We start from the raw sequence: 11,796 nt of genomic DNA on the forward strand, positions 1-11,796 counted from the left end.
CGGCGGCCTGGTCGGCCTCGCCCCGGCGGGCGGCGAGGATTTCCTCGGCGGATTCGCGGTCGACGGCCGTGTCGTAGAGGCCGCGCACCGGGCTGGCGGCCATGACGGCGGCGCGCTCGGCGTCGGTGGCGGGGCCGAGACGGCTGTCGGGCGGACGGATCATGGTGCGGGCGACCACTTTGGGCGCGCCCTTTTCGTCGAGGGTCGAGACCAGAGCCTCGCCGACGCCGAGCGACTGGATGGCCTCGGCGGTGTCGAAGGCGGGGTTGGGGCGGAAGCTGTCCGAAGCCGCCTTCAGACCGCGCTGCTCGGTCGGGGTGTAGGCGCGCAACGCATGCTGGATGCGGTTGCCGAGCTGGGCCAGGACGCTGTCGGGGATGTCGGCCGGGTTCTGGGTGACGAAATAGACCCCGACCCCCTTGGAGCGAATCAGCCGCACCACCTGCTCGACCTTTTCGCGCAGGGCGTCGGGGGCGTCGGTGAACAGCAGATGGGCCTCGTCGAAGAAGAAGACGAGGCGGGGTTTGTCGGGGTCGCCGACCTCGGGCAGCTGTTCGAACAGTTCCGACAGCAGCCACAGCAGGAAGGCGGCGTAGAGGCGCGGGCTGGACATCAGCCGGGTGGCGTCCAGCACATTGACCTGGCCGCGGCCGTCCAGGCCGGTGCGCATCATGTCCTCCAGCCGCAGGGCCGGCTCGCCGAAGAAGGCCTTGCCGCCCTGCTGCTCGAGCTGGAGCAGCGAGCGCTGGATGGCGGCGATGGAGGCGGGGGCGACATGACCGACCTCGCGGCCGATGCGCTCGGCGTTCTCGCCGACATGGGCCAGCAGGGCGCGCAGGTCGTCGAGATCGAGCAGCAGCAGGCCTTCCTTGTCGGCGACGTGGAAGACCACCGACAGCACGCCCTCCTGGACGTCGTTGAGGTTGAGCATGCGGCCGAGCAGCAGGGGGCCGATCTCGCTGACCGTGGTGCGGATCGGATGACCCTTCTCGCCGTACAGGTCCCAGAACACGGTCGGCGCCGCCTTCGGCTGCAGCGTCAGCCCCATGCCCGCCGCCCGGGCCAGCAGCTTGTCATTGGGCGAGCCCGGCACGCAGATGCCCGACAGGTCGCCCTTCACGTCGGCGCAGAACACCGGCACCCCGGCGTCGGAGAAGCCCTGGGCCATGATCTGCAGGGTCACGGTCTTGCCCGTGCCGGTGGCGCCGGCGACCACGCCGTGGCGGTTGGCGCGGTGCAGCAGCAGGACTTCGGCCTGCCCGCCGTCGTCCGTCGGGGACTGGCCGAGGAACAGGCCGGGGGCGGGATCGGCGCCGTCAGTCATGGGGGGAACTCCTGAACAGGATCGGCGCTCATGCTCTACCGGCCGGCTTGACGGTTCAAGGCCGATTGACGCCGACGCCGGGGACCTTGACCATATGCCGATGAGATCACCGATCAGCCTGCCGACATCGACCGTGGCCCGCAACGCGCTGGTGGCGGTCGCCGTGGTCGCGAGCGGGGCGGCGGTCTACTGGCTGGCGGACATCCTGACGCCGCTGGCCATGGCCATCTTCCTGCTGATCATGATCGACGGGCTGAAGCGGTTCATCGAGGAGCGGACGCCGGTCCCGTCGCACCTGGCCGGGGCCGCGGCCCTGATCGTCGTCATCCTCGGCTTCTTCGCCTCGATCGCCATCATCGCCAACGGCGCGTTGAACTTCTTCGACGAAGCCTCGGGCGTGACCGCCGGCATCGGCCCCCGGCTGGACCAGATCATCCGCGACGTCTCGCTGTTGTTCGGGGTGGAAGCCGCGCCGACGGCCTCGGAGCTGGTCGCCCAGCTGGATATCCGCAGCTATCTGGCCGTATTCGCGAAACAGGCCCAGGGCGTGGTCACCGGGTCCGTGTTCGTGATGATCTACCTCGCCTTCCTGCTGGCCTCCCAGGCCGGGTTCAGGCGCAAGCTGGTCGGCATGTTCCCCGACCGCACCGCGCGCGGCGAGGCGCTGGAGGTGTTCCACAGGGTCCGCGGCGGCGTCGAGGGTTATCTGTGGGTGCAGACGGTGACGGGCGTACTGATCTGCGCGGCGGCCTGGATTCTGATGCGCGCCGTCGGACTGCAGAACGCCGAGTTCTGGACCTTCGTCATCTTCATCGTCGGCTTCATCCCGGTGCTGGGCGGGGCCGTGGCCGGCCTGGTCCCGCCGCTGTTCGCCCTGGTGCAGTTCGAGAGCTACTGGCCGGCGGCCATCCTGCTGATCGGCCTGCAGATCATCCTGTTCATCAGCGGCAATCTGATCCAGCCGCGCATGCAGGGCGACAACCAGAATATCGACCCGGTGGTGGTGCTGTTGTCGCTGGCCTTCTGGGGCAAGGTCTGGGGGGTGGTCGGCATGTTCCTGTCGACCCCGCTGGCGGTCATGGCCATGGCCATCCTGGCCGAGTTCAAGGGCTCGCGCTGGATGGCCATCCTGCTGTCCGGAGACGGCGAGCCCTATGCCGACGCGGAGGCCGAGAAACCGTCGGCGCAACGCCGCGTCAACCCGCCGCAGCCGAAGGACCGTTGAGGCCGTTTCATCGCCCTTGATTGGCCACAACCGGCGCCTATCTCAGCCCTGTCGCCGCGGCTCCCCTCCCCCCAAGGCCGCGGCGCCGAGATCGGCGCCACCCCTCCCCCTCCTGGGCGCCGGTCCGAACAGGCCGCCGGATGAAAGTCCGGCGGCCTTGTCGTTTCCGGCCGCCGCCGGCTCGCCCGGTGCGAAAACATCACATGTTTCGAGCTGAGTGGCCGGAAGGCCACATATCAGCGTCCGATCAGGAACAGCCCGCCGGGCGCTTCGTTGGAGCGGCCGGAGGAGGGGGCTCATCCGAAGGACACCATCTGCATGTTGAAGATTTTCTCCGCCGCCTCCGCGGCGCTGCTGCTGACCGGCGTCGCCGCGCCCGCCCTGGCCCAGACCGCCCCCGACTGGTCCGGCCCCTACATCGGCGTGTTCGGCGGCTTCGTTCAGCCGCGGGACGACAAGAACGAAACCCTGCGGTTCGATCGCGACCTCGACGGTTCCTATAACGATACGGTCACGACCGCCGGCGGCGCCGACGCTTTCGGCCCCGGCTACTGCGGCGACCAGGCCAGCGGCGGCCCGGTCCCTTGCGACCGCGACGGCGCGGGCGTCGAGGGCGGCGTTCGCGTCGGCTATGACATGCAGTTCGGCCGCTGGGTCGTCGGCGCGGTCGGCGAACTGGCCGGAACGGACGTCGAGGACAGCGTCACCGGCTTCAGCACCACCCCGGCCTATTACAGCTTCACCCGCAATCTCGAGCACACGGCCGCCCTGCGCGCCCGCGTCGGCTATGTGGCCGGACCGGCCCTGATCTACGCCACGGGCGGCGCCGCCTACGGCAAGATCGAAAACAAGTTCGCCACCGACAACGCCGCCAACAGCTTCACGGTGACCGCGGACGAGGACGACGCCGACGGCTACCAGTTCGGCGGCGGCGTGGAATGGCGTCTGGCCCCCAGCCTGACCGTGACGGCCGAGTATCTCTATTCGGATCTCGAGACGGGGGATTACAACATCCGCGTCGCCGGCAACGGGACGACGCCGGCCGCCAACCCGTTCATCCTGGCCCCGAACACGACGGGGACGGACATGATCCGCTCGAACGACTCGTTCAAGACCCACGCCTTGCGGCTGGGCATGAACGTCCGCTTCTAGGTCGCGGCGACACGCCCGATGCGTCTGGCGAGGCCGGTCCCGGAAGGGGCCGGCTTTCGTCGTTTTGGGGCTTCCCGCCGGCGCCGGCCTGCCCTAGTGGAGCCGGGTCGGGCGGACGGCTTGCCGAAGCGGCGAAGCGGCCTAGTCTGACGTCCTCGGCGGCCGGTCAGCGGCCGCGTTCCGCAAGAGAGCCCTTCATGCCCGGCGCCTCCGCCCCCTCGCTCCCTCAGGCGATCACCCTGGAGGCGCTGGAGGCGAGTTTCGTATCCGCGGTCGGTGGCGCCTGGAGCGACGCGGCCCGCTCCTACCTGGCCCAGGCCCACGACGACTATGTCGCCGACGAGACGCCCGAACTGGGCGGGGCCGACCTGGCCCACCTGCTGGCCTCGGTGTGGAAGTCGGCGGCGGGGCGCACCCCGGGCGACGCCGCCCTGATCACTCTTGGCCCGGTGACCGGCGTCGACGGCCGGTCGGCGGGCTACGACGCCATCGCCATCATCCAGGACGACCGGCCCTTCCTCGTCGACAGCGTCATGGGCGAGCTGGCCGAGGCCGGGGTCACGGTGCGCTCGATGTTCCACCCGATCGTGGAGATGGAGGGCGTCCGCACCTCGCTGATCGTCGTGGTCATCGATCCGGCCCCGCAGGAGCGGCGCGACGCCCTCGGCGAGAGCCTGGCCGCGACCATGGCCGACGTGCGCGCGGCGGTCTCGGACCATGCCGCGATGAACGCCCTGATGGCCCGCTCGATCGCCCATCTGGAAGCCGGCCCGCCCGGGGTCGACCCGGACGTCCTGGCCGAGAACCTGGCCTTCCTGCGTTGGCTGGAGGCGGACCATTTCGTCTTCCTCGGGGCCCGGGACTACGACTATCCGCGGACGAAGGACGGCGGCTACGAGGCCGAGGCCCCGCTGTCGCAGTCCGGAGACGGGCTGGGCGTGCTGGCCGATCCGGAACGGACCGTGCTGCGCCGCGCCAATGAGCCGGCCGTCCTGACCCGGTCGATGAAGAAGCAGCTGAACCTGTCCGAGCCGGTGACCGTGGCCAAGGCCAACGCCCGCTCGCGGGTGCACCGCCGGGCCTATATGGACTACATCGGGGTCAAGCGGTTCGGGTCGGACGGCAAGCCGTCGGGCGAGACCCGCTTCGTCGGCCTGTTCACGGCCGAGGCCTATGACAAGACCGCCAATGAGGTGCCGCTGCTGCGCCGCAAGGTGGCCAACGCCCTGGCCCGGGCCGACAAGGCCGCCGGGTCGCACAGCCACAAGCGGCTGAAGAACATCCTCGAGAACTATCCGCGCGACGAACTCTTCCAGATCGGCGAGGACGAGCTGCTGGAGATCGCGCTGGGCATCCTGCACCTGCACGACCGGCCGCGGATCAAGAGCTTCACCCGCAAGGACCCGTTCGACCGCTTCGTCTCGGTGCTGACCTTCATCCCGCGCGAGCGCTTCAATCCGGCCGTCCGGGAACGGATCGGCCGCATCCTGGCCAATGCCTGGGGCGGGCGGCTGTCGGCCTGGTATCCGCAGCTGTCGGACCAGCCGCTGGTGCGCATCCACTATATCATCGGGGTCACGCCGGGCGATCATCCGTGTCCGGATCCGGCCGAGCTCGACGCCGAGATCGCCGAGGCCGGGCGCAGCTGGGTCGACCGGTTCGAGACCGCCCTGCGCGCCGCCGACGTCGACGACGTCCAGGTCGGACCGCTCAGCGCCCGCTGGGCCTGGGCCTTCGGGGCCGGCTATCGCGACCGCTATGACGCCGACGAGGCCGTGCGCGACCTGCAGGCGGCCGACCGGCTGAACGCCTCGGGCCTGAACGACGGCGGCGATCCGGTGGCCGTGCGGGCCTTCCGCGCCGAGCGCGACGGGCCGCTGAATTTCCGCTTCAAGCTCTATCGCCGGGGCGCGGCGGTGCCGTTGTCGGACGTCCTGCCGATCCTCGCCGACATGGGGCTGAAGACGCTGGAAGAGTGGGGCCACTCGCTCGCGCCGCTGGGCGGGCCGGAGATCCATGTCCACGAATTCCTGCTTGAGGACCCGCGCGGGGGCGACCTGCATTTCGACGACGTGCGCGAGCCGTTCGAGGCGGCGTTCGCGGCGGTCTGGACCGGCCGCACCGAGAGCGACGGCTTCAACCGGCTGGTGGTCGAACTGGGGGTGGAATGGCGCGAGGCGGCGCTGGTCCGCACCCTGGCGCGCTACCGTCAGCAGACCGGGCTGGATCCGAGCCAGGCGGTGCAGGAAGAGGCGCTGCGCGACTATCCCGCCGTGGCCCGGGGCCTGCTGTCGCTGTTCCACGCCAAATTCGATCCGGCCGTCGGCGGCGACGTCGCGGCCCGCGAGGCGGTGGTGGCGGAGCAGTGCGACAAGCTGATCGCCCTGTTGCGCGACGTGAAGAGCCTCGACCACGATCGGGCCCTGCGGCGGATGGCCCTGCTGATCCAGGCGATCAAGCGGACCAACTATTTCCAGACCGGGCCCGACGGCGAGCCCAAGTCGCACATCTCGATCAAGATCGCCTCGCGCGAGCTGGACGACGTGCCGCTGCCCAAGCCGTTCCGCGAGATTTTCGTCTGGGCGCCGCACATCGAGGGCGTGCACCTGCGCTTCGGCCCGGTGGCGCGCGGCGGCCTGCGCTGGTCGGACCGCCGCGACGACTTCCGCACCGAGGTGCTGGGGCTGGTCAAGGCACAGCAGGTCAAGAACGCCGTCATTGTGCCGGTCGGCTCCAAGGGCGGCTTCTACCCGAAAGGCCTGCCCGCCATCGTCCGCGCCGGCGGCGACCGCGACGCCCAGCAGGCCGAGGCGATCCGGGCCTACCGGACCTTCCTGTCCGGCCTGCTCGACATCACCGACAACATCCTGGCCGACGGCTCGGTGGCGCACCCCGCCGGGGTGGTGCTGTGGGAGGGCGACGACCCCTATCTGGTCGTGGCCGCCGACAAGGGCACGGCGACCTTCTCGGACATCGCCAACGGCATTTCGGCCGATTACGGCTTCTGGCTCGACGACGCCTTCGCCAGCGGCGGATCGGTCGGCTACGACCACAAGGAGATGGGCATCACCGCCCGCGGCGCGTGGGAGGCGGTCAAGCGCCACTTCCGCGAGATGGGCAAGGACATCCAGACCGAGCCCTTCACCGTGGTCGGGGTCGGCGACATGAGCGGCGACGTGTTCGGCAACGGCATGCTGCTGTCGAAGGCCATCAAACTGGTCGCCGCCTTCGACCACCGCGACATCTTCATCGATCCGACGCCCGATCCGGCCACGAGCTGGGTCGAGCGCCAGCGGCTGTTCGAACTGCCGCGCTCGTCCTGGCAGGACTATGACGCGAAGAAGATCTCGAAGGGCGGCGGGGTCTTCCCGCGCTCGGCCAAGTCGATCGAGCTGAGCCCCGAGATCAAGGCGGCGCTCGACATCGCCGAGGACAGGCTGGATCCGGCGGCGCTGATGAAGGCCATCATGAAGGCGCCGGCCGAACTGCTCTATTTCGGCGGCATCGGCACCTATGTGAAGGCGCCGCACGAGACCGACGCCCAGGTCGGCGACAAGGCCAATGACGCCATCCGCGTCGACGGCGGCGAGGTCCGGGCCCTGGTCATCGGCGAGGGCGCCAACCTGGGCATGACCCAGGCCGGTCGCATCGCCTTTGCCCGGAACGGGGGCCGCATCAACACCGACGCCATCGACAACTCGGCCGGGGTCGATTCCTCGGACCACGAGGTCAACATCAAGATCCTGACCGGGGCGGCGATCGCCTCGGGCGCGCTGAAGGCGAAGGACCGCAACGCCCTGCTGGCCTCGATGACCGAGGAGGTCGGGCTGAAGGTGCTGGTCCACAATTACGACCAGACCCTGGCCCTCAGCCTGCAGGAGGCGGACGGCGCCGAAGCGCTGGATTCCCAGCAGCGCTTCATGCAGTGGCTCGGCGGCAAGGGTAAGTTGGACCGCAAGGTCGAGGGGCTGCCCGACGACCTCAAGCTGGCCGAGATGAAGGCGGCGGGGCAGGCGCTGACCCGGCCGGAGCTGGCCGTGCTGACCGCCTATTCCAAGATCGAGCTGTTCGACGACGTGGTCGCTTCCGACGCGCCCGACGATCCGTTCTTCCACCGCACCCTCGTGCGCTACTTCCCCGAGCCGCTCGCCAAATTCGAGGCGGACATGGAGCGGCATCGGCTGAAGCGCGAGATCATCTCGACGGTGCTGGGCAACGACATCGTCAACATGTGCGGCCCGACCTTCCCGGAGCGGCTGCGGCTGTCGGCCCAGTGCGACACCTCTGCCCTGGTCATCGCCTTCGAGGCGGCGCGGCAGGTGTTCCGGCTCGACCAGGCCTGGGACGAGGTCTCGGCGCTCGATCTCAAGGTCCCGGCGGACGCCCAGATCGCCCTCTACCGCGAGATCGCGACGGTGCTGCGCCGCCAGACCTTCTGGCTGGCCCGCCGCGCGACCCGCGCGGGCGCGTCGGTCGACGGTCTGATCGCCGCCTACCGCCCGGCGGCCGACACCCTGCGCGCCGCCGGAGGGGCGGTGCTGTCGCGGTTCGAGCAGGCCCGGCTGGAGGCCCGCATCGAAGCCTTCACCAGTTACGGCGCGCCCGCGGACATCGCCCGCGACCTGGCCATGCTGCGGCCGCTGGTGGCCACGGCGGACATCGGCGACCTGGCGCGGGAGGCGAACTGGCCCGAGCCGGCCATGGCGACCCTGTACCACCAGGTCGGCGCGGCCTTCGACTTCGACCGGTTGCGGGCCGCGGCGGGGGCGGTGCCCTCGGCGGACCATTTCGACCGGCTGGCGGTGCGCCGGATGATCGAGGACCTGATGAACGAGCAGCTCGCCCTGACCCGGGCCGTGGCGCGTTCGACGGACGCCTCGGTCGGCGCCACCGAGCTGTCGGCGGAGAAGGCGGTCGACCGCTGGATCGGGCCGCGTCAGGCGACCGTCGAGGGCGTGCGCGCCTCGGTCGACGAGATCGAGGCCTCGGGCTCGGGCTGGACCTTCGCCAAACTGACGATCGCCAACAGCGTCATCCGGGAGATCGCTTCGTCAGCAGGCTGACGAGGCGCGCCGGCCGGGCGCATTATGCGCCGGGGCGGTTGATCTGCTAGCGTGCCGGGTGTGGAAGAGGGCTGCCGATGCCGCGTAAATTCCTGGTCGTCGTGGACGACAGTCCGGAGTTCGAGGCGGCGCTGCTCTATGCGGCGCGGCGGGCGCGCTCGACCGGCGGGCGCGTGGTCATGCTGCGGATCATTCCGCCGGCGGCGTCGGACGCCCACTGGGCCGGCGTGCGCGAGGAGATCGAGCGCCAGACGCGGACCGAGGCCGAGGCCACGCTGAACGCCTGGGCCGACCAGGCGGCGGAACGCTCCGGCGCGACCCCGATGCTGCTGATCGAACGCGGCGAGCCGCAGGCCTGCATCCGCAAGGTCGTCGGCGAGGACCCTGACATCAAGATCCTGGTGCTGGCGGCGGGCTCGACCGCGCCGGGACCGCTGGTGGCGGCGGTGGTCAAACAGGGGGCGGCCTTCACCGGCCGCAAGCTGCCGGTCACCATCGTGCCGGGCGAGCTGACCGACAAGGAGATCGAGGACCTGGCGTGAGGCGGTTCTCCCTCCCCGGGACGGGGAGGGTGGCTGGCGCGCAGCGACAGCCGGGTGGGGACGGCTGATCGACCGCGGCGCAGCCCTTGCGGGCCGCCCCCACCCAGTCGTCGCTTCCGCGCCGACATCCCTCCCCGGGACGGGGAGGGAGACAGGTCCCGGGTCTTGAACGCGACGCCCGCCGGGCGCACTTACCGGTCATGTTCATCCAGACCGAAGCCACGCCCAATCCGAACGCGCTGAAATTCCTGCCGGGCCGCGAGGTTTCGGCTGAGCCGCGGGAATTCCTGACCATCGACCAGGCCGCCGTCTCGCCGCTGGCCGAGGCCCTGTTCCAGCTGGAGGGCGTCGCCGGCGTCTTCTTCGGCTCGGACTATGTCTCGGTGACGCGCGACCCGGCGGGACCGGACTGGAGTCAGATGAAGGCCCCGATCCTGGCGGGGATCATGGATCATTTCGTCTCGGGCGCGCCGCTGATGCGCGAGGGCGCGGCCGATAGCGCCGTCTCCGAGGGCGAGGACAGCGAGATCGTGGCCGAGATCAAACAGCTGCTGGACAGCCGCATCCGCCCGGCCGTGGCCCAGGACGGCGGCGACATCCTGTTCGACGGCTTCGATCTCGAGACCGGGGTGCTGACCCTGCGCATGCGCGGCGCCTGCGCCGGCTGCCCGTCCTCGTCGGCGACGCTGAAGGCGGGCGTCGAGCAGATGATGAAACACTATGTGCCGGAAGTGACCCGGGTCGAGCAGGTGCTGTAAGCAAGGGGCGCTAACGCTCGCGACGCGGTCGCTCGCTGCTTGAGCGCGGGTCCGGCCCTTTCGCCCATAGTGCGGTGCTGAAACAAATCCGTCCTCGCTTCCGCGGGGCGACGGCGCCATCATCCCTCCATGCCCCGGTTCGAAAGCGACAGCGACGCCCGGCGTCTCGGCGAGGCGCTCGCCGCCCTGCGCCGCGAGGCGGGGCTCAGCCAGGCCGAGGCCGGCGAGCGGGTCGGCATGACCAGCCAGGGCTGGGGCCTCTATGAATCCGGCAAGCGATCGGGCCTGTTCCGGCCCGATGTGCAGCGGCGACTGACCGCGGCGCTCGGGGCCTCGCCCGAGGCGCTGGCGTTGAAACTGGGCGCGCCGTCCGCGCTTCCGGAGGAGTCCGGCGCCCGGGGACTGGAAAGCCGGGCCCGCTCCTTCGCCGGCCCCCCGCCCGCCGCCGCGACGCGCCGTCTGCAGCTCTCCAACGACGACCTGGCGCCGTGGGCCGCCTCCGGCGTGGTGCTGGAGTACGAGCCGGGCCGCTGGCCGCGCCGGGGCCAGGGCTGCGTCATCGAGATGGCCGACGGCGAGGTGCGGGTGCGCCTGTATGAGCACGGCGACGCAGAGGCGCTGGTGGTGCGCGGAATGGCCGGCGAGGAACGGATCGAGCGGTCCGCCACGCGGCAGGTCTCGGCGGTCACAGCCCGGCTGGATGTGTAGATGAAACGAATTGATTGCAACGAATCCGTTTCCATGAAACTGTTCCGTCGTGGACAGAGGGAGCGGGGCCATGGCCCGGATCGGGGGACCGGAGAAGGTGGACGCCTTCGTGGGGGCGAGGATCAGCCTGCGTCGATCGGCGCTGGGCCTGTCGCAGACGGCCCTGGCGCAGCAGCTCGGGATCAGCTTCCAGCAGGTGCAGAAATACGAGACCGGCCAGAATCGCATCTCGGCCTCGCGGCTGCATCGGGTGGCGACGGTGCTGGCGACCTCGGTCGAGGCCTTCTTTCCGCCGGTGGAGACGGCGCGCGGGCCGGTCGACAGCGGCTGGGACGCCTTGCGGAACATCACCGCGACGCCGGACGGCCGGGCCGTCGCCGCCGCCTGGCCGCTGATCGAGGACCGCGAGGTGCGCAAGGCCCTGGCGCGGGTGGCGCGGGCGCTGGCGCGGGACGACTGACGGCGCGTGTCGCGGGGGCGGCGTCATGAGGGTGTTGGTCATCGATACGGCGCTGGGTCTGTGCAGCGCCGGGGTGTTCGCGGTCGAGGGCGGTGTGGCGCGGCCGTTGGGCCTGCGCTCGGAGGTCATGACCAAGGGGCATCAGGAGCGACTGGCCGGCATGGCGCGGGACGCCGTGGCCGAGGCGGGCGGCTTCGGGGGACTCGACCGGATCGGCGTCACCCGGGGCCCCGGATCGTTCACCGGCCTGCGGGTCGGGCTGGCCTTCGCCCAGGGGCTGGGGGCGGCGCTGGGCCTTCCGGTGGTGGGGATTTCGACCCTCGACGGCCTCGCCGCGTCGGTCGGCGGGGACGGGCCGCTCGCGGCCCTGATCGACGCGCGGCGAGGGCAGGTCTACGCCCGGTTCTGGCGGGACGGCGTCCCGGACGGCCCGGCCGAGGCCCTGTCGATCGAGACGGCGAGGGCGCGGGTGGGCGACCTGGGTCCGGGCGCCCGGCTGGTCGGCTCGGGGGCCGGCCTGATCGCCGGGGACGGGACCTGCACCAGCGGATTGGAGGCCAGCAG

Annotated in this window: 9 protein-coding genes; 8 read left to right on the plus strand and 1 reads right to left on the minus strand. The window is 70.8% G+C overall.

All coding sequences use genetic code 11. The features are described 5' to 3' along the window. Positions 1–1,324: helicase HerA-like domain-containing protein (locus tag RDU12_RS06300; RefSeq protein ID WP_308684289.1), on the minus strand; the 1,324-nt coding region annotated here is incomplete at its 3' end. Between the two features lie 94 nt (positions 1,325–1,418). On the opposite strand from RDU12_RS06300, the gene RDU12_RS06305 reads away from it, so the two are divergent. The 8 genes from RDU12_RS06305 to tsaB form a co-directional block, all read left to right on the plus strand. Further along, on the plus strand, positions 1,419–2,549 hold the full coding sequence (locus RDU12_RS06305; RefSeq protein WP_308684290.1) for an AI-2E family transporter: 1,131 nt from the start codon (positions 1,419–1,421) through the stop codon (positions 2,547–2,549). Positions 2,550–2,867: 318 nt separating this feature from the next. Then, the gene (locus RDU12_RS06310; protein WP_308684291.1) at positions 2,868–3,701 is read left to right on the plus strand and encodes an outer membrane beta-barrel protein; all 834 of its coding nucleotides are present in this window, start codon (positions 2,868–2,870) and stop codon (positions 3,699–3,701) included. 197 nt (positions 3,702–3,898) lie between these two features. Then, positions 3,899–8,764, plus strand: coding sequence for an NAD-glutamate dehydrogenase (locus RDU12_RS06315; protein WP_300291055.1), 4,866 nt, complete (start codon positions 3,899–3,901; stop codon positions 8,762–8,764). Positions 8,765–8,841: 77 nt separating this feature from the next. Continuing rightward, positions 8,842–9,306, plus strand: coding sequence for a universal stress protein (locus RDU12_RS06320; protein ID WP_308684292.1), 465 nt, complete (start codon positions 8,842–8,844; stop codon positions 9,304–9,306). Positions 9,307–9,506: 200 nt separating this feature from the next. Then, positions 9,507–10,064: a NifU family protein gene (locus tag RDU12_RS06325; protein ID WP_300293063.1), complete on the plus strand. Its 558-nt coding sequence runs from the start codon at positions 9,507–9,509 to the stop codon at positions 10,062–10,064. Between the two features lie 129 nt (positions 10,065–10,193). Further along, a complete protein-coding gene (locus RDU12_RS06330) occupies positions 10,194–10,772 on the plus strand; it encodes a helix-turn-helix transcriptional regulator (protein ID WP_300293064.1) in 579 nt (192 codons plus the stop codon). 70 nt (positions 10,773–10,842) lie between these two features. Beyond that, positions 10,843–11,232: a helix-turn-helix transcriptional regulator gene (locus RDU12_RS06335; protein WP_308684293.1), complete on the plus strand. Its 390-nt coding sequence runs from the start codon at positions 10,843–10,845 to the stop codon at positions 11,230–11,232. A gap of 25 nt (positions 11,233–11,257) precedes the next feature. Then, on the plus strand, positions 11,258–11,796 hold a 539-nt coding region (gene tsaB, locus RDU12_RS06340; protein ID WP_308684294.1), incomplete at its 3' end, for a tRNA (adenosine(37)-N6)-threonylcarbamoyltransferase complex dimerization subunit type 1 TsaB.

Source organism: Brevundimonas sp. (assembly GCF_031082345.1).
In the GTDB taxonomy this organism is placed as follows: domain Bacteria; phylum Pseudomonadota; class Alphaproteobacteria; order Caulobacterales; family Caulobacteraceae; genus Brevundimonas.

Coding starts and splice junctions, on each gene's coding strand:
- RDU12_RS06305 (WP_308684290.1), top strand. CDS start 1,419: ATGCCGATGAGATCACCGATCAGCCTGCCGACATCGACCGTGGCCCGC.
- RDU12_RS06325 (WP_300293063.1), top strand. CDS start 9,507: ATGTTCATCCAGACCGAAGCCACGCCCAATCCGAACGCGCTGAAATTC.
- RDU12_RS06335 (WP_308684293.1), top strand. CDS start 10,843: ATGGCCCGGATCGGGGGACCGGAGAAGGTGGACGCCTTCGTGGGGGCG.
- RDU12_RS06315 (WP_300291055.1), top strand. CDS start 3,899: ATGCCCGGCGCCTCCGCCCCCTCGCTCCCTCAGGCGATCACCCTGGAG.
- RDU12_RS06320 (WP_308684292.1), top strand. CDS start 8,842: ATGCCGCGTAAATTCCTGGTCGTCGTGGACGACAGTCCGGAGTTCGAG.
- RDU12_RS06330 (WP_300293064.1), top strand. CDS start 10,194: ATGCCCCGGTTCGAAAGCGACAGCGACGCCCGGCGTCTCGGCGAGGCG.
- RDU12_RS06310 (WP_308684291.1), top strand. CDS start 2,868: ATGTTGAAGATTTTCTCCGCCGCCTCCGCGGCGCTGCTGCTGACCGGC.